The sequence below is a fragment of the Polynucleobacter sp. 80A-SIGWE genome (assembly GCF_018882295.1).
In the GTDB taxonomy this organism is placed as follows: domain Bacteria; phylum Pseudomonadota; class Gammaproteobacteria; order Burkholderiales; family Burkholderiaceae; genus Polynucleobacter.
This window is the reverse complement of the sequence record NZ_JACVOR010000002.1, coordinates 287,916-312,336: the sequence shown is the minus strand read 5'-3', so window position 1 is coordinate 312,336 and position 24,421 is coordinate 287,916. Positions and strand designations below refer to the sequence as shown.

Below are 24,421 nucleotides of genomic sequence, written 5' to 3'. Positions count from 1 at the left end.
CTCTAGCCAATTAAATTCAGTTGCTGCAGTAAGCCTTTGGCATGTTGATACTGCGCCTCAGACTGCAACTCATCCCACGCTGGAGCTGTGGCAGTTGGCATCAAGCGATTCAATCGAATAGCAGACTCCGCTTGTTTTGCTTTTGAGACTTTCAACTGACTTAGCAATTGATCCGCAAGATCCGGGCGGTTGCAAATCAACACTGCATCGCATCCTGCCTCAAGCGCCATATCAGCACCCTTGACTACAGAACCAGCAACGCTCGCACCTTCCATCGAAAGGTCATCACTAAAGATAACACCTTCAAATCCTAATTCTTGGCGGAGAATGGAATGTAACCAAACCTTAGAAAATCCAGCTGGGTTCTTATCGACTTTTGGATAGATCACATGGGCCGGCATCACTGCAGTCAAACTGAGGTCTAACCACTCATAAGGCTTAGCATCGTCATTCAGAATTTGTTTCAACGGACGCTCATCCACCGGAATGGCCACATGAGAATCCGCTTCCGCCCAACCGTGGCCTGGGAAGTGCTTACCGCAGTTCGCCATGCCTGCAAGTCGCAAACCTTCATTCAAGCTCTTAGCCAAAGCAAAAGTAATTTGCGGATCACGACTAAATGCGCGATCCCCAATTACACCGCTACGACCAAAATCGAGGTCCAGAACTGGAGTGAAACTAAAGTCCACACCGCAAGCGCGCAACTCGGCAGCCAGGACATAGCCGCAAGCTGTTGCTGCAGCCATCGCAATCGCAGCAGATTCAGCGGAATGGGATGACTTATTTTTAGAACCCCAAAGCTCGCCGAGCTTACGCATGGCAGGCAAATGGGTAAAGCCATCAGTCCTACAGCGCTGAACACGGCCACCCTCATGATCAATCGAGATCAATACGTCAGAGCGGAGTTTTTTGATTTCAGCAGTGAGTTTGGTGAGTTGCTTGCGATTAGCAAAGTTTCTGCCAAACAAAATCACGCCGCCAGTAAGGGGGTGCAAGATGCGACGACGATCCTCTGCATTTAACTCAAAACCAACAACATCTAAAGTAACTGGGCCCGGTTTCATAGTCGACTTAGTCATGTATTCCTCGAAATTTTTTAGATTTATATATTTTTGATGCTTATTTATTTTTGAACTACGATGACATGAGCAATTGCCATGTCTTGCTCGTCACTAACGGTGACCTGAGCCTCCCAATTTTTGTCCTGCATAAATTGTGCGAGTGCACCTAAATATGATGTCACTGGCTTACCGCTAGGTTCATTAAGCGTTTGTAGCGATCTCCAAGTCATGGGCATTCTCATGCCTAGACCAATTGCCTTGGAGAATGCTTCTTTTGCAGCAAAGCGCGTTGCCAAGAAAGCAATGCCCCTCTTGTGATTTCTAGCTAAGCGATGCTTGAAAACCAACATCTCATCTGGCCCAAGAATTTTTTCAGCTAAGCGGCCATTGGTGCGATCGTAAGCCGCTTGAAGCCGCTCGATTTGTAAGATGTCTGTGCCTATGCCAATGATCATTTGATATTTAATCTTTTAAGCTTTAGCCCTACCCTGAACCATCAGGACCTTCATGTCGGTAATCGCATTTTGCCAGCCCTTAAAGAGGGCTTCAGCAACAATAGCATGACCAATATTGAGCTCAGAAAGCTCGGCAATAGCGGCAACTGGGATCACATTACCCTCATTTAAACCATGGCCTGCATTTACGCGTAAGCCAATACTCTTTCCAAACTGCGCTGCTTTTCTAATGCGCTCGAGCTCTTGCTTCTGTTGATCACCAGCTAGATCTGCATATCGACCAGTATGTAATTCAACGACTGTTGCACCAACATCTTTGGCGGCTTGAATTTGCTTTTCCTCAGGATCAATAAAAAGAGATACCCGAATACCTGCAGCTTTTAACTGTGTAGTGGCAGATTTAACTGCTTCAAAGTGTCCCACTACATCCAAGCCACCCTCAGTAGTTACCTCTTCACGCTTTTCAGGAACCAGGCAAACATCGTGAGGCTGGACTCGACAAGCAATACTGATCATCTCCGGAGTAACGGCGCACTCCAAATTCATACGTGTCTGTATCAAAGGACGTAAGGCCATTAAATCCGCATCTTTAATATGGCGACGGTCCTCACGCAAATGCAAGGTAATTAAATCAGCGCCCGCCTCTTCAGCCAAATGGGCAGCTTTTAAAGGGTCAGGGTAAACCGTGCCACGTGCATTACGCAAAGTGGCCACGTGATCGATATTGATGCCAAGCTCAAGCTTTGGTTGGGTGTTCATTGAGGTAGATTACTAGATTTTCTTTAGATCAATCAAAATCTGACGGGTGGTAAGCACTTGATCCTGAAGATGCAATCCCAATAAGAAGCGCATTAACTGCTTACTCTCAGAAAGCGTCTCTTGATCAGAAAAGTCTCCTGCAGCAATGGCCAGCAGGGATTTACCACTCAAGACTGGCCAGTGACCTGGATCATCCCCCTGAGCGGGCCTCACACCACGCTCTGGCTGATAAACATATTGCTCATTCGAGATCGGAGCACTATTGGTTTCGACGCAGCGATCAAGCGCTGCTGCATAACCAGTTTCTTGCAAAAGTGTTAACTCAAAGGGACGCAGAATTTCTTCTAAGCCCTTGGATTCAAATTCGAGATTAGATAAAGCGGAGATCGTATCGGTGTAATGGTCGTAGAGTTTTTCATAGTCATCTTCACGAGCCAGGAACTTGACTAACAACTCGTTAAGATAAAAGCCGCAGAGCAATGCATCACCCACCAAAGATGGTGTGCCACCGACCCACTCCGACTTCGTTAAAGTCCGTAACTCAGACTTGCCACTCCAAGAAACCAATAAAGGCTGAAAGCGCTGTAACACTGGACGCAGTACCGAGTGCGGGCGCTTGGCACCCTTGGCAATTAAGGCCATACGACCATGCTGACGTGTAAAGACATCCAGAATTAAGCTAGTTTCCTTGTAAGGAATGCTGTGCAATACAAAAGCGGGTTCGTCAGCAACACGAATAGATGCCATGAATAATTACTCTAGACCTTGCGCCCGTAATTCAGCGCGATCATCTGCCCAGCCACGTTTGACCTTAACCCAAGTCTCCAGGAAGACCTTGCCATCAAAGAGCTTTTCCATATCAATGCGGGCATCGGTAGAAATCTTCTTCAGTCTCTCACCCTTAGCACCAATAATCATTGCCTTGTGGCTATCGCGATCAACCAAAATCGTTGCTGCGATACGGCGCATCTTGCCATCCATCTTGAACTGATCAATTACCACGGTGCTGGTGTAAGGCAACTCTTCGCCGGTAAAGCGGAAGACCTTCTCACGCAAGATCTCGGCAGCCAAGAAACGCTCACTGCGATCAGTAATGGTATCGCCATCGTAGACCGCTGGCGCCTCTGGCAAGTAACCCTCAAGTACATCCAATAATCTCTCAACATCCCCAGGACTCTTGGCGCTCATCGGCACGATTTCAGCGAACTCAGACTTCTGATCTTCATGGCCGCCTAATTCACACCAAGGGCGAGCCATCTCTTTAATAAAGTTCAGTAGCGCCTGATCACGCTCCGAAGGAGTCTGAAAACGGCTATTAAATAGATCTAATTTATTTAAAACCAAGACAATGGGTAAGTCATCTGGCAGTAATTTCAAAACCTTCTTGTCATCCTCACCAAAGTAACCAGCCTCAACTACAAAACAAGCCACGTTTACATCTTGCAAAGCTGTAGTGACAGTGCGGTTCAAGGCCTTGTTCAAGGTATTCATTAAACGTGTCTGAAAGCCTGGCGTGTCAATGAAGATGAATTGCGCCTCTTCACGATTCTGAATACCCAAAATACGGTGACGCGTGGTTTGTGCTTTACGAGAAGTAATACTGATCTTCTGACCAACCAAAGCATTCAAGAGGGTTGATTTGCCCATATTGGGACGGCCAACAATGGCGATAGTGCCGCATCTAAACACGATTAGCCCTTCAGCTTAAGATTTAACTGCTCTTCGGTCGCTACTTTTTTTGCTGCCTTCTTTTTAGCCGACCGAGTCTTTTTAGGTTTACCTAGCGCTTGTGGCAAGGCTTTTAATGCAGCGATTAAGGCGATCTTCGCGGCTGCCTGCTCTGCCGCACGTCTAGATGCACCCTCACCCTTAACCGATACCTTGAGGTTAGGGATTAAACACTCCACCTCAAATTGCTGGTTATGGGCTGCACCGCTTGTGCCAGTAACGTTATAGGTTGGTAATGGCAATTGATAGCTTTGCAAACACTCCTGCAATAAAGTTTTGTCGTCCTTACCCAATGTTTTGGGATCAACATTGGCCAGAATAATGGAATAAAGTTTGCGCAAACACGTCTTGGCAGCATCAAACCCGCCATCTAAGAATATTGCACCAGTGACTGCCTCAAGTGTGTCGGCCAAAATGGATGGGCGACGAAAGCCTCCACTCTTCAGCTCGCCCTCACCTAAGCGAAGGTAGTCAGACAGCGACAGTGTTTGAGCAATCTCATAGAGCGCTTGCTGCTTAACTAAGTTAGCCCGCACGCGCGAGAGATCACCCTCATCTAGATCGGAATAACGCTCATAGAGCATTTCAGCGACGACGCAATTGAGAATAGAGTCACCTAAAAATTCCAAGCGCTCATTATTTTTCTTACTGTGACTACGATGCGTTAGAGCTTGATTCAGCAGCTCTAGCTTTTTAAACGTGTAGCCCAGTTGCGCTTGTAGCGGTGCGGTTTCGATGACGGCGCGGGCGTTCATGACTTTATTCGAAGCCGCCAATGCGACCTAGATTTCCGAGATTTAACCAAACAAAGAATGCCTTACCGACAATATTTTTATCCGGCACAAATCCCCAATAACGAGAATCAGCGCTGTTATCGCGGTTATCGCCCATAGCAAAATAATGCCCCGCAGGCACCTTACATGTGAGGCCAGCATTGATATATTGGCAATTTTCAAATCCAGGAAAACGCTCTGCAGGGAACATGCCGGCAGGACGGTCGGGATCGTTCAGAATCTCATGCTTATTGCCACCTAAATCCGCAGGAAAAGACTCTCCAAACCGTTTGGCATAACGCATGTTTTCTGGATCTAAGTAAGGCTCACCACCACTATATTGAAGTGGCTGAGCATTTACCGTTAAACGCTTATCTTGATAAGTAATAGTGTCGCCAGGCAAAGCCACGACGCGTTTAATGTAGTCAATAGATTCATCACGGGGATAACGGAATACGACTACATCGCCACGTTTTGGAGAACCTAGTTCAACTACCTTCTGATTGATTACTGGCAACCTAATACCGTAGGTAAATTTATTCACCAGAATAAAGTCGCCAATCTGCAGGGTTGGAATCATCGAGCCCGATGGAATTTTGAATGGCTCCACAATAAAAGAGCGTAATACAAACACCGCGCAGATTACCGGGAAGAAACCAGCCGTGTATTCCAACCACAATGGCATGCGATCGATGCCAGCCATACGTCTTTGCGGCGCAAAGTAGTAACGGTCAGCAATCCAGGCGATGCCCGAAACTACTACCAAGATAAATAGGATGAGCGCAAAGTTCATTAGTCGTCTACCTGCAAAATGGCCAAGAAGGCTTCTTGTGGAATCTCCACATTACCTACCTGCTTCATGCGCTTCTTACCTTCTTTTTGCTTCTCTAACAATTTGCGTTTACGAGAAATATCACCACCGTAACACTTAGCCAATACGTTCTTACGCAAAGCTTTTACGTTTTCACGAGCAACGATGTTGCTACCAATTGCCGCCTGAATAGCCACATCAAACATTTGACGCGGAATAATCCCGCGCATCTTGGCAACCACTTCACGCCCGCGATGCTGACTATTGCTGCGGTGAACGATCACCGACAATGCATCAACTCGCTCGCTATTAATCAGGATATCGACCTTAACCACATCGGCAGGACGATATTCTTTGAACTCGTAATCCATCGATGCATAACCACGAGAGATGGATTTCATTTTGTCGAAGAAATCCAAAACAATCTCGGCCATAGGCAACTCATATGTGAGCTTTACTTGGCGACCGAGGTAATTCATATCCATCTGTATGCCACGCTTGCCGACGCACAAGGTAATGATCGCGCCCACGTACTCTTGCGGCATATACAGATTAACTGTCACGATCGGCTCAAGAATCGTATTGATCTTGCTAGCCTCTGGCATCTTCGACGGATTGTCTACCGATAAAATTGTGCCGTCAGATTGCTCTACCTGATACACCACTGTTGGTGCGGTAGTAATGAGATTCATACCGTACTGACGCTCTAAGCGCTCTTGTACGATCTCCATATGGAGCAATCCCAGGAAGCCGCAGCGAAATCCAAAACCGAGTGCTTGCGAAACCTCAGGCTCATACAAGAGTGAGGCATCGTTTAATTGCAGCTTCTCTAAAGATTCGCGTAGTTGATCGTATTCACTCGACTCTACTGGGTATAGACCCGCAAAAACCTGAGGCTTCACTTCTTTAAAACCTGGAAGTGGCTCGGTAGCGGGAACTCGGCCTTGCTGCCCAGGGGTATGGGTAACTGTGTCGCCCACCTTAGCGGCTTTTAACTCTTTAATACCGGCAATCACAAAGCCTACCTGACCAGCAGACAACTCTGGACGATCTACTGACTTTGGACTAAATACACCAACGTGCTCGACGAGATGGCTTGAACCATTGGCCATCAAGGTAATTTTTTCTTTTGGCTTTAAGGTGCCGTTCACAACCCGCACCAACATCACCACGCCAACATAGTTATCAAACCAAGAATCAATAATCAAGGCTTGCAAAGGATCTGCCGCACTGCCTTTTGGTGGAGGCACGCGTGCAATCATCTCTTCGATGACATCTTGAACGCCTAAGCCAGTTTTGGCTGAACAGGTCACTGCTTCAGATGCATCAATACCAATCACATCTTCAATTTCTTTTTTGGCGCGCTCAGGATCGGCCTGTGGCAAATCAATCTTGTTCAGTACTGGCACAACCTCAACACCCAACTCCAGCGCCATATAACAGTTGGCAACGGTTTGAGCCTCAACACCTTGACTAGCATCTACCACCAACAATGCACCTTCACATGCTGATAGAGAGCGGCTAACTTCATAAGAGAAGTCGACGTGTCCCGGCGTATCGATCAAATTGATGTTGTAAGTTTTACCGTCTTTGGACTTATAAGTCAGCGCTGCTGTTTGCGCTTTAATTGTGATACCCCGCTCCCGCTCGATATCCATCGAGTCAAGCACTTGGGCTTCCATTTCACGATCAGATAGACCGCCACATAGTTGAATAATGCGATCAGCAAGCGTTGATTTGCCGTGATCAATGTGGGCGATGATAGAAAAATTGCGGATTAAATCCATAGCGTCTTATGTGGTCTTCAAAAAACGCCTTGTCAGAACGCACCACAATGATGCGCTGCAAAAAGCCGTCTTAAAGTGATTGTAATGGGTGGCGCTAAATTAGCGCCGAACCCGTTTATTCCATGCAAAAACCCAGGTTTTGGCTTATTTTGGCCTGACGGGAATAATCATGGTGCTATCAGCCCTGCGGACAAAAACTGGGACTGACTTATTGGCATCCAGGCCCTTAACTAGCCCCTCAAACTGCTTTACCCCAGTAATGTCAGCATCTGCAATCCGGATAATGACATCGCCAGGACGCACCCCTGCACGCGCTAGGGGGCCGTCTCCTAGGCCCGTAACCTCAACCCCACCGCGGATATTGAGCTCCTTCTTCTTGCTATCTGAGGGCTCAGAAACGGCTACTCCTAGAGAATTAGTATTCCCACCAGATGATCCCGAGTTATCCGATTTCTTAACCGCTGCCTGACCGGCTTCGGTATCGGCCACAGTCACCATTAAATCCTTGGTGCCGCCTTTGCGCCAGACTTGTACTGATGCACCAGTTCCAGGCTTGGTTTCACCAACCGCCCTAGGCAGATCAGTCGACTTACCAATATCACGGCCGTTAAAGCTCAAAATCACGTCGCCTGACTCAATGCCACCCGCTGCCGCTGGACCACCAGGCTCAACATTGCGAACGTAGGCTCCACGCGGTTTGCCCAAGCCCAAGCTCTCAGCAATCTCTTTAGTCATTTCTCCTAAAGCAACACCAATACGACCACGAGTCATTTTTCCATTGGTACGCAATTGATCCGCTACACGCATGGCCTCATCAATTGGAATCGCAAATGAGATACCCATATAGCCGCCAGAGCGGCTAAAGATTTGTGAGTTAATACCAATCACTTGTCCAGCTGTATTCAATAAAGGTCCACCCGAGTTACCAGGATTCACTGCAACGTCAGTCTGAATGAATGGCAAGTAGTCGCCAGTGTCACGACTCTTGGCAGACACGATGCCCGCGGTCACAGTATTTTCCAAGCCAAATGGGGAGCCAATGGCCAACACCCACTCACCCACCCTCACGCGGGAAGAATCACCCAGCGGCAACTTAGGTAAATCGCGTGCATCAATTTTGACAACCGCTACATCGGTACGCTTATCCATGCCTAGTAACTTTGCCTTGTACTCACGCTTATCAGTCAAGGTGACGTAAATCGTATTTGCACCTTCAACCACGTGGGCATTCGTCAAAATCAAACCATTGGATTCAATAATGAAGCCTGAGCCTACGCCACGATCGGCCTCTTGAGGCTTACCAGGATTTGGCTGGGATTGTTTAGGTGTACCAGGCAAACCTGGAATAGGCACTCCGAAGAAGCGACGAAAGAATTCAGCTTGATCCTCTGGCATTCCTGGGAAGCCACCCTGGGCTTGCTGCTGCATCACTTTTTCAGTGGTGCGAATATTGACTACGGCCGGACTGGCTCGCTCGACCAGATCAGCAAAATCTGGAATAGAGACGCGCGGGCTCTGAGCACTAGCCTGAGGAATGAATGCAATTTGCCCCAAGCTGAAGATAGCCAAGAGCGCAATAAGATACTTTTTCATAATGCTATAGACCTGCTTGGTAAAAACCAATAATTAAAGAAACGAAGAAAGGAAATAACCTAGTAAGAATATTAGGTCAGTTTGCCAAAAATCAAGGTACCGTTAGTACCCCCAAAGCCAAAGTTGTTTTTGACGGCATGGTCGATCTTCACGTCACGAGCAGTATTGGCGCAGTAGTCCAAATCGCACTCTGGATCTTGATTGAAGATGTTGATTGTTGGTGGAGACTTCTGGTTATGTAACGCCAGAATAGTAAAGACAGATTCCAAACCGCCCGCACCGCCTAAAAGGTGGCCAGTCATCGACTTAGTAGAGTTAATCAGCGTCTTCTTAGCGTGATCGCCAAGAGCAGCCTTGATAGCGGCAGTCTCGTTCTTATCACCCAAAGGTGTCGAGGTACCGTGCGCGTTAATGTATTGAATCTGATCGGCGTTTAAACCAGCATCGCGCATTGCGTTGAGCATGCAACGACGTGGGCCGTCCATATTTGGGGCAGTCATGTGATACGCATCACCACTCATACCGAAGCCTAAGAGCTCACAGTAGATTTTCGCGCCACGTGCTTTAGCGTGCTCATACTCTTCCAGAACAACAACACCAGCACCCTCACCTAGAACGAAACCATCACGGTCTCTGTCCCATGGGCGTGAAGCTGTTGCAGGGTCATCATTACGAGTAGATAGTGCACGAGCTGAAGCAAAGCCACCAACACCTAATGCAGAAATCGTAGATTCAGCACCACCAGCAACCATCACATCGGCATCACCGTACTGAATTAAGCGTGCAGCCAATCCAATGCTATGCAAACCTGTGGTGCAGGCGGTCACCGCAGCCACGTTTGGACCTTTGAGACCAAACAAGATGCTGAGGTGGCCAGAAATCATATTAATGATTGAGCCTGGCACAAAGAATGGGGAGATGCGACGAGGACCGCGAGCGAGCAACTCAGCGCCAGTCTCTTCAATCATCGGCAAACCACCGATACCTGAACCAACCATGACACCAACGCGCTCGGCGTTCTCTTCGGTTACCTGTAAACCGCTATCGCGAATTGCTTGCGTACCAGCAGCGATACCATAATGGATAAAGGTATCCATATGGCGCGCCTCTTTGGCAGAAACATATTCTTCGACATTGAAATCTTTCACCTCGCCGGCGAAATGCACGCTCAGCGGAGTATGGTCAAACTTAGTGATGGTAGCGATGCCTGATTTGCCCGCGAGCAAATTAGACCAAGCTACATCAACCGAGTTACCAACTGGTGAAATAAGGCCTAAGCCGGTAACAACAACCCGGCGACGGCCATTTGATGCTGACACAGTAATAGCTTTTAACTAAGCTCGGGAATTAACCCTGAGCTTTTGACTGAGCAAAATCGATAGCGAGCTGAACAGTAGTAATTTTTTCAGCTTCTTCATCCGGAATTTCAATTCCGAATTCATCTTCCAAAGCCATTACCAATTCAACAGTGTCAAGAGAGTCTGCGCCCAAGTCGTTCACAAAAGAAGATTCATTCTTGATATCTGCTTCTGCGACGCCCAATTGCTCAGCGACGATCTTCTTAACGCGTTGTTCGATGTTATCCATTAATTCCCCCAAGGGTTGTAAAAAAACGATGAAAAGAATTTTATCAGCTTGGCAGACCGAATTAGCAATTCCGCCAAAAAATGATCAAATTTCTGCTTTATTTTTAGGCTAAATACAGGCCGCCATTGACATGTAAGGTATTACCCGTAATGTACCCAGCTGCCGGGGATGCCAAAAACGCCACTGCCTGGGCCACATCCTCTGGACTACCCAGACGAGCCAAGGGAATGTTCGCTTTTAGGCTATTTTGCTGTTCTTCGCTCAAAGCGCGGGTCATATCGGTATCAATAAATCCGGGCGCCACACAGTTCACGGTGATATTGCGGCTACCGATTTCGCGGGCTAAAGCGCGGGTCATACCTGAAACGCCTGATTTAGCAGCTGCGTAATTAGCCTGTCCAGGGTTGCCCATATGGCCAACGATCGAGGTGATATTGATAATGCGGCCAGCGCGCGCCTTCATCATTGGGCGCATTACCGCCTGTGACAAGCGGAAAACAGCACTTAAGTTGGTGTCGATCACATCGGTCCACTCATCTGTTTTCATGCGCATAGCTAGGTTATCGCGGGTGATACCTGCGTTATTCACCAAAATATTGATGCCGCCAAAATCCTTGACGATCAATTCAATGATGTCCTCACAAGCCTTTGGGTCAGTCACATTCAATACTTCACCACGACCACCGCTCGCTTGTAAACGTGCATTGATAGCCTTGGCACCATCCTCAGAAGTGGCCGTACCAATTACCTTGGCGCCACATTTCACCAACTCATCCGCAATGGCTTGACCAATACCGCGTGATGCGCCGGTTACCAATGCAATTTGTCCGCTTAAGTCGAGATTCATATTTGTCTTCCGTTGTTTCTTTGTTATTTCTTATTTATGTTTTTACTTTACTGTAGCCAAGGCTTCAGTGAGACTAGCTTCATCAAAAATAGGAATGCCAACAACATTCTCATTAATACGCTTAGTCAGTCCAGCTAATACCTTGCCAGGGCCACATTCCACTACTTGAGTGATGCCCTGCTGAGCCATAGCATTAATAGTCTCTTGCCAACGTACAGGTTTGGCGGCTTGACGCACTAAGGCATCTTTAATAGCTGCTGGATCATTCAAAACATTGACATCAACGTTATTGACTACAGAAATAGTGGGGACCTTAAATTCAATATCCGCTAAGTAGCCTTTGAGTTTTTCAGAAGCAGGCTGCAGCAATGATGAATGAAATGGTGCAGATACCGGCAATGGCAGAGCACGTTTTGCGCCAGCTGCCTTGAGTAATTCACAGGCCTTAGTCACCGCATCGCTTCCACCCGCAATCACTACTTGTCCTGGCGCATTGAAGTTCACTGCCTCTACTACACCACCAGAGGCTGCAGCAGCTTCAGCACAAACCGTCTTCACAATTGCATCATCTAAACCTAAGATTGCAGCCATACCGCCAGTACCAACTGGTACAGCCGACTGCATCGCTTCAGCACGAAAGCGCACCAAAGGAACTGCATCTTTAAATGAGATTACGCCAGCAGCAACTAAAGCAGAGTATTCACCCAAACTGTGACCAGCCATCATCTGAGGAACCGCACCACCAGAGGCCAACCAAGCGCGATAAAACGCAATTGCGGCAGTCAACATCACGGGTTGTGTATTGGTCGTTAAAGACAATGCTTCGGCAGGACCTTCAGCAATAAGTTTTGCAACATCTTCGCCCAAAGCCTCTGAGGCTTCCTGCAAAGTCGCACGAACTTCTGGGCGATCAGCAATGGAGTTAAGCATCCCAACTGATTGGGAGCCTTGGCCAGGAAATACAAATGCAAATGTCATAGGAATAATCGCTGAAGAATGGTTATTAATGTATTTTTTGCTTAGTACTTAATTGCTGCTGCACCCCAAGCAAAGCCACCACCCACACCCTCTAACAAGAGGTGTTGGCCGCGTTGAATTTGACCAGAGCGCACGCCGACATCCAATGCAAGCGGAATAGATGCAGCAGAAGTATTGCCGTGCTCATGCACAGTCACAATCACTTTATCCATCGACATACCCATCTTGCGAGCTGTGCTCTCCATGATACGAATGTTAGCTTGGTGTGGCACCAACCAATCAATTTGCTCTGGTTTGAGATTGGCTTTTTCTAGAGCTTCATGAGCAACTTGCTCAAGCACCTTAACGGCCAGCTTAAATACCGCAGGTCCATCCATAGTTAAGTACGCAGAGCCTTCTACGCCACCCTGCTTTGCACGTCCTGGAACACAGAGGATGTCGCGTTGACTGCCATCAGCATGCAAGGCAGTAGCCAAAATGCCAGGCTCTTTCGAGGCTTCGAGAACCACTGCCCCAGCACCATCACCAAATAAAACAGAAGTAGTGCGATCTTGGAAATCCAAAATACGGGAAAAGGTTTCTGCACCGAGAACTAAAACTTTCTTATAAGTGCCTGTACGAATAAATGCATCCGCAATCGCGAGAGCATAAGTAAAGCCGGCACATACTGCCTGGACATCAAATGCTGCGCAATTGGTATGAGCACCCAACTTATCCTGCACTACGCAAGCAGTGCTTGGAAAGCCACCTAAATGATCCGGTGTAGATGTTGCCAAAATAATCAGATCAAGATCTTCTGAAGTACAGCCAGCCGCCTCTAATGCAGCCTCAGCGGCTTTAACTGCTAAGTCACTGGTAAGTTGATTCTCTGCAGCAAAGTGACGAGCAGAAATGCCGCTGCGAGTCACAATCCATTCATCACTAGTCTCAAGACCAATCTTTGCTAAACGCTCAACTAGATCTTGATTGCTTAGACGTTGCTCCGGAAGATAACTTCCGGTGCCTGCTATCCGTGAATAAGTACTCATGATTATTTTGTCTCCGCCACAAAAGCTTGAGCGATACGCTCCACCATGCGATTTTTTGCTGCTTCATATGCGCGATCAAGCGCAAAACCAAAGGCAAACCGATCTGCCGAGCCATGGCTCTTAATCACACAACCGCGCAAACCTAAGAGTACTGCACCATTGTAACGACGATGATCCACGCGCTTGCGTACACGCAACAATGGCACCATGGCGCAAATCGCCATCAGCTTAGTAAGCCATGATCGATTGAATTCTTCTTTGATCAAGCCGCTCATCATCTTCGCCAAGCCTTCGCTTGCCTTGAGGACTACGTTACCAACAAAGCCGTCACACACTACGATATCCGTTGTGCCTTTAAAAATATCATTACCTTCTACGTTACCGTAAAAGTTTAAGTTGGTTTGGCGCAGCAGCTCACTCGTCTGCTTAACCACTTCATTCCCTTTAATCACTTCTTCACCGATATTGAGGAGGCCAATTGAAGGGTTTTGTGTCCCGTCTACTACCTGAACCATCACGTTAGCCATTTGTGCAAATTGCACCAAGTGCATTGGTTCACAATCCGCGTTGGCACCAAGATCCAGCATGGTGGTACCACGCCCTTTTTCGTTAGGGATCGCAGTAGCAATTGCAGGACGATCAACACCATCAAGTGTTTTGAGAATGTAGCGGGAGATTGCCATTAAGGCGCCCGTATTGCCAGAAGAGATGATCGCGTCAGCCAGACCTTCTTTCACCTGCTCGATAGCAACGCGCATGGAAGAATCTTTTTTACGACGCAATGCCACCTCAATGGGATCATCCATTAAGACAACTTCACTGGCGGGAATAATTTGTATGCGCTCAATTGGCGCTTTTGGAAATTTACTCAAAGCTTGTTTGAGCACTTCCGGATTGCCAACTAATGCAATCTTCACATCAGCATGTTTTTCGAGAAAATCACAACAAGCGGGAACCGTGACAACTGCTCCGTGATCTCCGCCCATGGCATCGATAGCAAGAGTGACGCTCATAAAATCATGTATTGCTGCAAGTGGTTTTATCCAAGAAAAAAGCGGCTTTTATTGGAGCCGCTTCTATCTTTTTAGACTAAAGAATTAGTCGTTTTTGGTTTTAACAACTTTACGGCCACGGTAGTAGCCGTTTGGTGAAATGTGGTGGCGCAAATGAGCCTCACCAGTTGTGGCTTCAACAGCCGTAGCAGGTGCGGTCAAAAAGTCGTGCGCACGGTGCATGCCACGTTTGGATGGGGATTTTTTATTCTGTTGGACGGCCATATTGAACTCCTAAGCAAGGCGACATTCTAGCATGAAAATTGCGCTAAATGCTTGATTAATTGATAAAACGGGTTTGAAAAGCCACTCCCAATACGAGAGGTCTAATCAATTTTTCTTCATATTTTTCAATATGTTAAAGGGATTTTGGGGCTTTTCAGCGGCATCTGCAGCCTCCTCGCCCTCCCCGAATGAAGAGGCATGTGGTTTGCAAGTACCCTCTGGATGCTTTGGAATTAAGGGCATAGACAGGAGAATTTCGTCCTCAATTAACCCCAAAAGGTCGAAGTGCTGGCTTGCTACCAAGGGCTCTTGTTGATCATCCTCCATTGGGAAGGCATCCGCTTCCTCCTCAGAGGCCACCATGACAAATCGACTCTCTTGAGCCAAATCTAGGCCGCAGTCCTGCAAACAACTCTGACAAACCAGGTGAATACGGCCTTTTATGGCTAATTCCAGAATTTGCCGGGGCTCAGAACCCGGAGAATCGGCAAAATGGGTCTTTACCTGCCAATGGAAACCATCGCCCGGCTCGATACTGGAGGCCTCCTCAGCCACCCTTGGCAAGGCTGAAATCTCCAAAAAGCCAGACCCTTGATAGGACTGGGGGGCACAAAAATCGATCCGACTCAAAGCCTTGGGATCAGTGGAGAGCTCAACTTGAGGTAAAACTTGATTACGATTCATGACATCAGTCTAAATGAAGGCTTCAGCGAAAGTACAAGTAGTGATGAGTAATTCTGCAAAAAAACTAATTCTGGCATCCACCTCGGTCTATCGTCGAGAGCTCTTAGAGCGCCTGCGCATCCCTTTTGATGTCATCTCACCCAAAGTGGATGAAACCCCCTTACCCGGTGAAAGCACTTTAGATTTAGCCCTGCGCCTAGCAAAAGCCAAGGCTGCCGCAGTTGCAAAAGATCACCCTGAAGCTTGGGTCATTGGCTCTGATCAAGTAGCCGACCTTTGTGGAGCCGCTATCGGTAAACCAGGAAACTTTGAGCGTGCAATGGCGCAACTACAACTCATGCGCGGTGCGACAGTGACTTTTCAAACAGCGCTATGTCTGATGCATGGCGATGTCGAAACAACCATCAATATTCCTACGGAAGTTACCTTTCGCAAACTATCGGATGATGTTCTAGAGGCATACCTCCATGCCGAAGAACCCTACGACTGCGCTGGTAGCGCCAAGTCTGAAGGCTTAGGAATTTCACTCCTAGAATCCATCAAGAGTGATGATCCCACTGCATTAATTGGCTTGCCATTAATTGCGCTGAGCGGCCTCTTACGTGAAGCTGGCTTTGTTATTCCAGCCAAGAAATAAAACAAACATAAAGTTAAGCAACTACATGAGTTCGACACTAGGTACCCTCTTTTTAATTCCCAATACTTTGGGTGATGATTCTCGAGTTGAGCAATTACCTTGGGTCTTGCCAAGTGAAACCATCGCCCAAACCGCCAAGCTCACCAACTGGATTGTTGAGGATGCAAAAACAGCACGTGCTTTTTTAAAAGCAGTCGATAGCGTTTCACCTTTAGCCTGCACCATTCAAGAAATGCAAATGAGTGAGTGGCGTGGCGTTGCGCGCAATGCTAAGTACGGTGATGCCGTTAAACCAATGGATTTACTCAAGCCTCTCATCGCTGGTAAAGACATGGGACTCATGTCAGAGGCAGGTGTTCCCGGTGTTGCGGATCCCGGTGCCGAGCTCGTGCTAGCAGCACACAAGCTAGGCGCTAAAGTAAAGCCCTTGGTTGGACCAAGCTCGATTTTGTTAGGTCTGATGGCGAGCGGTTTGAATGGTCAGCGCTTTGCATTTCAAGGCTACGTTCCTCATGATGCGCAAGATCGCATTGCACGACTGAAACAGTTAGAAGTGGAGTCTAGAAAATTACAACAGACGCAAATTTGGATTGAGACGCCGTATCGCAATACTGCGATGCTGATGGCCTGCCTAAGCGCACTATCACCACAATCATTGCTGTGTCTTGGCATGGATCTCAGCCTTCCAACTGAAACCATTACAACGCTTTCGATTGCAGATTGGCGTAAGCGCTTCCCCAATGAGGCTGCCTGCGCTTCATTACAAAATAGGCCAGCAGTATTTCTATTGCTGGCCTAGGTGTTTTGTTTGCTACCTCGTTGATCTATCGTTTTTTACTTTAGATCAGGAGTTTTAATTAAGGCCTTGCCTGCTGCAGAACCCACCTCAGCCCCAAAACGTTTAGCAACACGTTCAGCGAAATTCTCTTTCATGGTGTAGTCCAGGATATCCGGCGCTTTAAAGATATCGCGCGCTACAGTCTCTACTGTTCCATAGCCATCCACTAAACCAATTTTGATTGCCTGCTCGCCATTCCAAACGCGGCCTGAGAACATTTCTGGAGTTTCTTTTAAGCGATCGCCACGACCTGCTTTAACCACCGCAATAAATTGCTGATGAATCTCATCGATCATGGTTTTAATCATTTCCACTTGTTGTGGATTTTCTTTAGAGAACGGATCCATCATTCCCTTGTTTGAGCCCGCAGTAATCATGCGACGAGTCACACCCAATTTATCCATCAGGCCAGTGAAACCAAAGCCCTCCATGATCACGCCGATAGATCCCACTAAGCTAGCCTTATCAACCAAAATTTGGTCGCCTGCAACAGCAACGTAGTAACCACCTGAAGCGCAGATATCTTCCACGACGACATAAAACGGTTTACTTGGATAGAGTTTGCGTAAGCGATGAATCTCGTCATTCATCATGCCCGCCTGAACCGGAGAACCCCCAGGACTATTGATGCGCAAAACTACGCCCGCACTATTTACATTTTCAAAAGCAGCTGTTAAAGATGAATTGATATCCAATGCATTGGCCATCGAGCTTGAAGAAATCTCACCCTCTAGCGTGACTAAAGCCGTGTGCTTCTCCATTCCCATCCCGCGCCCCGGTAGATGGAAATCAAAAACTGATATCACTACGCCAACAAAGACGATCAGAGTGAGAATACGAAACACCGCTTTCCAGCGGCGGGCCTTGCGAGTCTCTTTTAAATTCTCAAGCAATAAATGCTCGAGAGCTTGACGTTCCCAATTTTGATTGGCGCTCTCGGATTGATTCTGATCCATCTTTTTAATCCTTAATGACTAACTAATTTTTAATTGTGAGATTGTCGCTAAGCCATTGACCTAACTGCGAGACATCATCCACATGAATCAGTGATGGCGCCTCTTTTAAAGTACTCGGTGGGTGCGCCCCATAAGTTACCGCTACCGCATCAACACCAGCATTTGCAGCCATATCTAAATCATGGGTGGTATCGCCAACCATCAACATACGGCGCATCGGCACTTGCATGACATCCGAAAGCTCTAGAAGCATTCCAGGGTGGGGTTTAGAGAAGGATTCATCCGCAGTGCGTGTTTCATGGAACATCTGCTCTAGCTGGTGGTGCTTTAAAGATCGATCCAATCCAACGCGAGATTTACCTGTGGCAACGCCTAAAAGATAGCCATCCTCACGCAAACTGTGAAGTAGCTCACGAATACCTGGAAATAGATCAAGCTCGTGATCCTTAGCGAGGTAGTGATAACGAAAACGTTCAGTCAATTTTGGGAAATGTGCAGGCTCAATCCACGGCACCGCTCTTCTGAGTGAATCTTGAATACCCAAGCCGATGACAGAGCTAGCCAAAGTGTCATCTGGTTCCTTGAAACCTAAATCACGACACGCCTGCTGAATACAGTTCACGATCGTCGGCGTGGAATCTATGATGGTTCCATCCCAATCCCACACAATCAGGTCGTAACGTCTATCGGGTTTTTGCTCTTCAGGCATTGTTGGGCACTTCAAAGGTTTTCATCATCGCTGTAAATTCAGCGGGTAGTGGTGATTCGATACGCATTTTCTCGCCAGTACGTGGATGAGTAAAGCCAGCCAAATGAGCATGTAGATACAGGCGTTTAGATTTGACAATCTTGTCTTGATCTTCAAAGCCGTACTTATCATCACCCAAAATCGAGTGGCCTAGTTTTTGGAGATGTACGCGGATTTGGTGGGTACGCCCGGTTTTCAACTGAGCCTCAGCCAAGGTAATGGCTAGCTCTCCGCGCTTCATCACTTTCGTAACACGCAAAGCAGTATGGCTTGGTAGGCCATCTGGATCAACGCGAACACGGCGCTCACCATTAGCCAATAAGTATTTATGTAATGCAAACTTCAGTTGCATCGTGCCAGCACTCTGAGCAATTTCTCCATGGGCTAGCAAGTAGTAACGCTTGTCTGTTTGACCTTCGCGGATCTGGCGATGCAATTCCACTAGAGCACTACGCTTTTTAGCCAAGAGTAGGACGCCCGAGGTATCTCGATCTAAACGATGAACCAATTCTAAGAATTTGAGCTCTGGACGGGTAATGCGCAGAGTCTCAATTACACCCAGGGCGATACCAGAACCACCATGAACTGCCAAACCTGCCGGCTTATTCACTATTAATAGCGCCTCATCCTCATACAAAATCGGCATTTTGTCGGAATATCCCTGGGCCCGAGACTTGGTTTGAGCGGTATTGACTGCCGCCATTTGGGCGGGCTCAGCGATCCGAACCGGAGGAACTCGAACCACATCCCCCTCAATTAAACGCGTAGTTGGCTCGGCTCTTTTCTTGTTCACCCGGACTTCGCCAGAGCGAATAATCCGGTAAACGTGGCTTTTGGGAACCCCTTTAGCCCAGCGCAAGAGGTAGTTATCCAAGCGCTGGCCGGCCTCTTCCGGACCAATAGTCTGGAGATGAACGGCAGCCGGAGCGGTGGTTTTTACCTGTGAAGGCTTGGAAATGGGTTCGGATTTCATGATTTATCTCTCTTGTCGCCTCGACAGGGGTCGACAAGGGACTCAACAATACCCCATTGTCGTTCAACTTGTGCCGTATAATCAACGCTCTAGCCAATTTATTGGCCCGAGACTGACCTGATTCAGGTTGGAATCGTGGAGCTTGGAGTCGCCCTTAATAGACTCCCGGGGTTGCCCCTCCCCCGTTGTAATGAGGCGCAGGGTTGGTGTGCCGTATGCCGCGACCCGCGATTAGAAGACAGTTTTCAGGCGCGCGCCTGCATTGATGACCTAAAGGAGGTCTCTGCGGCGATCGTCAAGTGTGGCACCGGTTTAACAACATTGAACTTGGTGTACTAGGCAATAAATGCCTGGATTTGCTTGATCCACACTCCAAAACCGCCAATGGGCTATGCCCCAAGCGGTATCTAACTGAACCCTAACGCAGCGCGCAACGACGCACTCCCAATAGGAGAGTGTTATGAAACGCATGTTATTTAATGCAACTCAACAAGAAGAGTTGCGAGTTGCCATCGTCGATGGTCAAAAACTCATCGATATCGATATCGAAGCTGCCGGTCGTGAACAACGCAAAGGCAATATTTACAAAGGTGTTATTACCCGCATTGAGCCATCGCTCGAAGCTTGCTTTGTAAATTACGGCGAAGAACGCCATGGCTTCCTGCCATTTAAAGAAGTTGCCCGTACCTACTTTAAAGAGGGTATTGATGTCCGTAATGCCTCTATTAAAGAAGCCTTACGCGAAGGTCAAGAAATCATTGTTCAGGTAGAAAAAGAAGAGCGCGGCCAAAAAGGCGCTGCCCTCACCTCTTTTGTCTCTCTAGCAGGTCGCTATTTGGTATTAATGCCAAATAACCCACGTGGAGGCGGCGTTTCTCGTCGCATTGAAGGCGAAGATCGTCAAGAACTCCGTGAAGCAATGTCCCAATTACAAGTACCAGATGGCATGAGCATCATTGCTCGTACAGCCGGTATTGGTCGCGACGCTACTGAATTGCAATGGGATTTAAGTTATCTCATGCAGTTGTGGACAGCGATTGATGAAGCCGCTAAAGGCAACTCAGCACCATTATTGATCTACCTCGAATCCAGCCTAGTGATTCGTGCGATTCGCGATTACTTCCAACCAGATATCGGCGAGATCCTCATCGATACGGACGACATCTACGAGCAAGCTGCAGCCTTTATGTCTGTAGTAATGCCAGATAACTTACCTAGAGTGAAGCGTTATCAGGACGATGTTCCATTGTTCTCCCGCTTCCAAATCGAGCATCAGATTGAAACTGCTTACTCACGTACCGTGCCATTGCCTTCAGGCGGCGCGATTGTGATTGACCACACTGAAGCTTTGGTTTCAGTTGACGTTAACTCTGCACGTGCAACCCGCGGCTCTGACATTGAAGAGACTGCTACTCGCACCAACTTAGAAGCTGCCGATGAAATCGCCCGTCAAGCACGTTTACGTGACTTGGGTGGCTTGATCGTGATCGACTTCATTGATATGGAATCGAGCAAAGCTCAGAAGGATGTTGAGAATCGCTTACGCGACGCTCTGCGTCATGACCGTGCTCGCGTTCAAATGGGCAAGATCTCCAAGTTTGGCTTGATGGAGATGTCGCGCCAGCGTTTACGCCCTGCCCTCTCTGAAGGTAGCCACGTAACCTGCCCACGTTGTAATGGCACAGGCCATATCCGTGATACCGAATCTTCTGCATTGCAAGTCTTGCGCATCATCCAAGAAGAAGCAATGAAAGAAAACACTGCCGCTATTCATAGTCAAGTTCCAGTCGAAGTGGCTGCATTCTTGCTAAATGAGAAGCGTGCTGAAGTCATCAAGATTGAGACACGCTTCAAAGTTAATGTCTTGATGATTCCAAACAAGCATTTAGAAACGCCTCATTACAAACTTGAGCGTTTACGTCATGACGATCCACGTCTTGATGATCAAAAAGCGAGTTATGTAATGGCTGAAGAAGCTGCTGCTGAACTCGAGACCGATACTGCAGTAAGTCGTAAAGATGCCGACGTTAAAGTTCGTCCTGAAGCTGCCGTTAAAGGTATTACGCCAAATGCACCAGCACCAGTAAGTCAGCCACGTCCTGCACGCTCTGAAAAAGCGAGCACTGAAACTGCAAGCACTGGTGGATTCTTCGGATTTATTAAGAGCCTATTCTCTTCAGCGCCTGCGCCAGAAGTAAAGCCTGCTCCTAGCGCACCACGCGGTCGCAATCAAAACAATCGCAATGGCAATAACCGCAATCGCGGTCGTCGCGGCGAACGTAACGATCGCGCTGAGCGTCCAACCGAAGGTGCAGCAAGCACTGAAGGTGGAAATGCTCCACGCGAAGCAGGTTCAGGTAGAGGTCGTCAAGACGGTCGTAACCGCAATGGCAATCGTAATCAAAATAATCAAAATCCAAAACCAGAAAATCAAGCTGCGGTAACTCCAGCTACTGAGGCTGCTCCCGGTACTGATACAGCACCAAGCGCGGATGGCGAAGAGCGTCGTGGTCGTGGTCGCAACCGTCGTGGTCGTGGCCGCGGTCAACGTGGCGAGCGCACTGAGTCCAACGGTGATGCAGCAATTGCTTCTGTTGTTGCAATAGCAACTTCATTCTCAGGCCCACCAGTAGGAATGGCAGGAGCATCTGCTTCAATGCCGATTCAGAATATTGCTCAAAGCTTTGGAAATACTGTTGCGCCTGTAGCCTCTAACGAAGTAAAAGAGCGCGCACCCCGCGCACCGAGAGAGCAACGTGCACCACGTCAAAGCAATCGCCCTGATAACGCTGCCGCAGCTCCTGCCCCACAGGCAGTAGCTAAGCCAGCGCCAGCTATTGAGGTAATTGCAAAGCCGATGCCTGAGCTTCCTAAGGTTGCCTTCCAGGCGCTTGAGGAAACTCCATTGCATAGCGTAGTTCAATCTGCTGGCATGGTTTGGGTAGCTACAGACTCAAGCAAGCATCAAGAAGCGCAATCGCAAATCAAAGCTGAGCCAGAAGTTTTGCCTATGGGCAGAACTCCTAAAGCTCCAGTTAGCTTGCAAAATGGTCCAATGGTTTTAGTTGAAACCGGCGGCCAAGAAAAAACGGTTTAATCCAATTTCTCCAGACTGCTATTTATCCCACAAGGATATTTGGCAGTTTGGCAGAAACACCGTTTCACAGCCATAATTAGACATGGTTGAAAAAGTCATCCCCATACGTATAGATGAAGGCAAAGGCCTGACGCCGTCCATTCCTGGACAGCTTGTTGCCGCCAATACTTCAACCAAAGATACTCGGGGACGCCCCCTACGTGATTTACGAATCTCCGTAACGGATCGATGCAATTTCCGCTGCACCTATTGCATGCCTAAGGAAATCTTCGACAAAGACTATCCCTACCTCTCTCATAATGAATTACTCAGCTTTGAAGAGATCACACGCTTAACGAATATCTTTGCTTCTCTAGGCGTGGAAAAAATTCGCCTCACGGGCGGTGAGCCTTTGCTACGTAAAAATCTCGAAGTACTGATTGAGATGCTCGCCAAGATTCGCACTACGGCAAATCAACCCCTTGATTTAACACTCACTACCAATGGCAGTATTTTGCGCAAGAAGGCGGCTGCATTAAAAGCGGCAGGCTTGCAGCGCCTGACTATTAGTCTTGATGGGCTGAACGATGAAATCTTCAAGAAAATGAATGATGTCGACTTCCCTGTTACGGATGTGCTCGACGGAATTGCTGCGGCTCAAGAAGCGGGCTTCACTAATCTTAAAGTCAATATGGTTGTTAAGAAGGGTACGAACGATCAAGAGATTATTGGCATGGCCAAGCACTTTAAAGGTAGCGGTGTGACGCTACGCTTTATTGAGTTCATGGATGTGGGTAGCTCTAACGGCTGGGATATGTCACAAGTACTCCCTTCCCAAGAAGTCGCCAATCGCATTAATGCAGTTTTTCCAATTGAACCCATTGAAGCTAACTATCCTGGCGAAGTTGCTCAACGTTGGCGCTATGTAGATGGCTCAGGAGAAATTGGCTTTATCTCTAGCGTGACGCAAACTTTCTGTCATGAATGCACCCGTGCGCGCATCTCCACAGATGGGCAGATGTATCTCTGCCTATTTGCAAATGAAGGTTTTGATTTCAAAACGCTATTACGTTCCGATAGAAGTGATTTAGAAATTGCCAACGCCATCATGTCCACATGGTCCGGACGCAATGATCACTATTCGGAAATTCGGGGGTCCAATACCGCTGGATCAAAATCCTCGCGCAAGGTAGAGATGTCTTACATCGGCGGCTAATGATTACTTCAGCACAAATTACTGGCCTCATTTTGGCAGGCGGCCGCGCCCAAAGAATGGGTGGGATTGATAAGGGCTTAATACCTTTTCATGGCAAACCCCTCATTGAATCTGCTATTAGCCGACTCAAGCCCCAGGTCAGTACTATTTTGATTAATGCCAACCGCAGCATTACAAAGTATTCGCACTATGGCTATCCAGTACTCATGGACGAAACTCCAGATTTCTCTGGCCCATTAGCTGGATTCTCGGTCGGCCTGAAGCATTGCAAAACACCCTACTTACTAACATCACCTTGTGACTCGCCTTTATTACCAACTGATCTTGCCAAAACAATGTCAGCCGAGCTGGAAGACAATAATTTAGAACTCGTCTTTGCCTCCTCTAAAGAGGCCGATGGAAAGGTTTGGTCACAACCCGTTTTCTGTTTAATGAAAAGCAGCTTGCAGGATTCTTTGAATACCTTTTTAAGTAAAGGCGACTTAAAGATTGACCGCTGGTTTAAAGAGTTACGCTCTGGCACCGTGGTATTTGAAAACCCGCAAGCATTTGCCAACGTCAATACACCTGAAGAGTTAGCTGCCCTAGAAAAAGTATCATCATGACGGA

The 24,421-nt window shown here is 47.7% G+C and carries 25 protein-coding genes; 5 read left to right on the top strand and 20 right to left on the bottom strand.

Translation table 11 applies throughout. The features are described from left to right. Nucleotides 1–2 precede the first annotated feature (2 nt). From nagZ to ICN25_RS06290, 17 genes are all read right to left on the bottom strand, one after another. On the bottom strand, nucleotides 3–1,079 hold the full coding sequence (gene nagZ / locus ICN25_RS06370; protein WP_216180283.1) for a beta-N-acetylhexosaminidase: 1,077 nt from the start codon (nucleotides 1,077–1,079) through the stop codon (nucleotides 3–5). Between the two features lie 44 nt (nucleotides 1,080–1,123). Next, complete coding sequence (gene acpS / locus ICN25_RS06365; RefSeq protein ID WP_215354301.1) at nucleotides 1,124–1,516, bottom strand: holo-ACP synthase; 393 nt, start codon at nucleotides 1,514–1,516, stop codon at nucleotides 1,124–1,126. Nucleotides 1,517–1,531: 15 nt separating this feature from the next. Beyond that, a complete protein-coding gene (gene pdxJ / locus ICN25_RS06360; protein ID WP_216180280.1) occupies nucleotides 1,532–2,275 on the bottom strand; it encodes a pyridoxine 5'-phosphate synthase in 744 nt (247 codons plus the stop codon). Between the two features lie 12 nt (nucleotides 2,276–2,287). Beyond that, nucleotides 2,288–3,022 (bottom strand): DNA repair protein RecO, encoded by a 735-nt coding sequence (gene recO / locus ICN25_RS06355; protein ID WP_216180277.1) that lies wholly within the window; start codon nucleotides 3,020–3,022, stop codon nucleotides 2,288–2,290. A 6-nt stretch (nucleotides 3,023–3,028) separates the two neighbouring features. After that, complete coding sequence (gene era, locus ICN25_RS06350) at nucleotides 3,029–3,964, bottom strand: GTPase Era (RefSeq protein ID WP_216180274.1); 936 nt, start codon at nucleotides 3,962–3,964, stop codon at nucleotides 3,029–3,031. Between the two features lie 2 nt (nucleotides 3,965–3,966). Further along, nucleotides 3,967–4,758, bottom strand: coding sequence for a ribonuclease III (rnc, locus tag ICN25_RS06345; protein WP_216180271.1), 792 nt, complete (start codon nucleotides 4,756–4,758; stop codon nucleotides 3,967–3,969). 4 nt (nucleotides 4,759–4,762) lie between these two features. Beyond that, complete coding sequence (gene lepB, locus ICN25_RS06340; RefSeq protein ID WP_216180268.1) at nucleotides 4,763–5,569, bottom strand: signal peptidase I; 807 nt, start codon at nucleotides 5,567–5,569, stop codon at nucleotides 4,763–4,765. Then, entirely contained in the window at nucleotides 5,569–7,374 is a 1,806-nt protein-coding gene (gene lepA / locus ICN25_RS06335; RefSeq protein ID WP_216180265.1) for a translation elongation factor 4, read from the bottom strand. Before lepA ends, lepB begins: the two co-directional genes overlap by 1 nt. Nucleotides 7,375–7,518: 144 nt before the next feature. Continuing rightward, entirely contained in the window at nucleotides 7,519–8,967 is a 1,449-nt protein-coding gene (locus ICN25_RS06330; protein WP_216180263.1) for a DegQ family serine endoprotease, read from the bottom strand. 71 nt (nucleotides 8,968–9,038) lie between these two features. Further along, entirely contained in the window at nucleotides 9,039–10,286 is a 1,248-nt protein-coding gene (gene fabF, locus ICN25_RS06325; protein WP_216180261.1) for a beta-ketoacyl-ACP synthase II, read from the bottom strand. A 28-nt stretch (nucleotides 10,287–10,314) separates the two neighbouring features. Further along, nucleotides 10,315–10,554 (bottom strand): acyl carrier protein, encoded by a 240-nt coding sequence (gene acpP, locus ICN25_RS06320; protein WP_015421596.1) that lies wholly within the window; start codon nucleotides 10,552–10,554, stop codon nucleotides 10,315–10,317. Nucleotides 10,555–10,657: 103 nt separating this feature from the next. Then, on the bottom strand, nucleotides 10,658–11,401 hold the full coding sequence (fabG, locus tag ICN25_RS06315; protein ID WP_216180258.1) for a 3-oxoacyl-ACP reductase FabG: 744 nt from the start codon (nucleotides 11,399–11,401) through the stop codon (nucleotides 10,658–10,660). 42 nt (nucleotides 11,402–11,443) lie between these two features. Next, nucleotides 11,444–12,379: an ACP S-malonyltransferase gene (gene fabD / locus ICN25_RS06310; protein ID WP_216180255.1), complete on the bottom strand. Its 936-nt coding sequence runs from the start codon at nucleotides 12,377–12,379 to the stop codon at nucleotides 11,444–11,446. 41 nt (nucleotides 12,380–12,420) lie between these two features. Further along, complete coding sequence (locus ICN25_RS06305) at nucleotides 12,421–13,407, bottom strand: beta-ketoacyl-ACP synthase III (RefSeq protein ID WP_215333594.1); 987 nt, start codon at nucleotides 13,405–13,407, stop codon at nucleotides 12,421–12,423. A 2-nt stretch (nucleotides 13,408–13,409) separates the two neighbouring features. Continuing rightward, entirely contained in the window at nucleotides 13,410–14,420 is a 1,011-nt protein-coding gene (plsX, locus tag ICN25_RS06300; protein ID WP_215375149.1) for a phosphate acyltransferase PlsX, read from the bottom strand. Between the two features lie 84 nt (nucleotides 14,421–14,504). Further along, nucleotides 14,505–14,684 (bottom strand): 50S ribosomal protein L32, encoded by a 180-nt coding sequence (rpmF, locus tag ICN25_RS06295; RefSeq protein ID WP_011902241.1) that lies wholly within the window; start codon nucleotides 14,682–14,684, stop codon nucleotides 14,505–14,507. Nucleotides 14,685–14,789: 105 nt separating this feature from the next. Continuing rightward, nucleotides 14,790–15,368, bottom strand: coding sequence for a DUF177 domain-containing protein (locus ICN25_RS06290; RefSeq protein ID WP_216180252.1), 579 nt, complete (start codon nucleotides 15,366–15,368; stop codon nucleotides 14,790–14,792). Nucleotides 15,369–15,381: 13 nt separating this feature from the next. Between ICN25_RS06290 and ICN25_RS06285 the strand changes: the two genes are divergently transcribed. Both ICN25_RS06285 and ICN25_RS06280 read left to right on the top strand, forming a co-directional pair. Beyond that, on the top strand, nucleotides 15,382–16,005 hold the full coding sequence (locus ICN25_RS06285) for a Maf family nucleotide pyrophosphatase (RefSeq protein ID WP_370624706.1): 624 nt from the start codon (nucleotides 15,382–15,384) through the stop codon (nucleotides 16,003–16,005). 25 nt (nucleotides 16,006–16,030) lie between these two features. Continuing rightward, nucleotides 16,031–16,804 carry an SAM-dependent methyltransferase gene (locus tag ICN25_RS06280; protein ID WP_216180249.1) on the top strand — a complete coding sequence of 258 codons (774 nt, stop codon included), beginning with the start codon at nucleotides 16,031–16,033 and terminating at the stop codon, nucleotides 16,802–16,804. Between the two features lie 35 nt (nucleotides 16,805–16,839). Here the strand turns inward: ICN25_RS06280 and ICN25_RS06275 are convergent, their stop codons facing one another. Genes ICN25_RS06275 through ICN25_RS06265 form a run of 3 tightly spaced genes read right to left on the bottom strand, consistent with a single transcriptional unit; the run spans nucleotide 16,840 to nucleotide 19,520 of the window. After that, complete coding sequence (locus ICN25_RS06275) at nucleotides 16,840–17,799, bottom strand: S49 family peptidase (protein WP_216180246.1); 960 nt, start codon at nucleotides 17,797–17,799, stop codon at nucleotides 16,840–16,842. A 22-nt stretch (nucleotides 17,800–17,821) separates the two neighbouring features. Then, on the bottom strand, nucleotides 17,822–18,508 hold the full coding sequence (locus ICN25_RS06270) for an HAD-IIIA family hydrolase (RefSeq protein WP_216180243.1): 687 nt from the start codon (nucleotides 18,506–18,508) through the stop codon (nucleotides 17,822–17,824). Next, nucleotides 18,501–19,520, bottom strand: a complete 1,020-nt coding sequence (locus tag ICN25_RS06265; RefSeq protein WP_216180240.1) for an RluA family pseudouridine synthase — start codon at nucleotides 19,518–19,520, stop codon at nucleotides 18,501–18,503. The genes ICN25_RS06270 and ICN25_RS06265 overlap by 8 nt, the downstream gene beginning before the upstream one ends. Before the next feature lie 460 nt (nucleotides 19,521–19,980). Here ICN25_RS06265 and ICN25_RS06260 point away from each other — a divergent pair, with 460 nt between their 5' ends. The 3 genes from ICN25_RS06260 to mobA all read left to right on the top strand — a co-directional run bounded on the left by ICN25_RS06260 (nucleotide 19,981) and on the right by mobA (nucleotide 24,417). Further along, on the top strand, nucleotides 19,981–22,617 hold the full coding sequence (locus ICN25_RS06260; RefSeq protein WP_216180237.1) for an Rne/Rng family ribonuclease: 2,637 nt from the start codon (nucleotides 19,981–19,983) through the stop codon (nucleotides 22,615–22,617). An 82-nt stretch (nucleotides 22,618–22,699) separates the two neighbouring features. Beyond that, nucleotides 22,700–23,812 (top strand): GTP 3',8-cyclase MoaA, encoded by a 1,113-nt coding sequence (gene moaA / locus ICN25_RS06255; protein WP_216180234.1) that lies wholly within the window; start codon nucleotides 22,700–22,702, stop codon nucleotides 23,810–23,812. After that, nucleotides 23,812–24,417: a molybdenum cofactor guanylyltransferase MobA gene (mobA, locus tag ICN25_RS06250; RefSeq protein WP_216180231.1), complete on the top strand. Its 606-nt coding sequence runs from the start codon at nucleotides 23,812–23,814 to the stop codon at nucleotides 24,415–24,417. The genes moaA and mobA overlap by 1 nt, the downstream gene beginning before the upstream one ends. The last annotated feature ends 4 nt before the right edge of the window (nucleotides 24,418–24,421 follow it).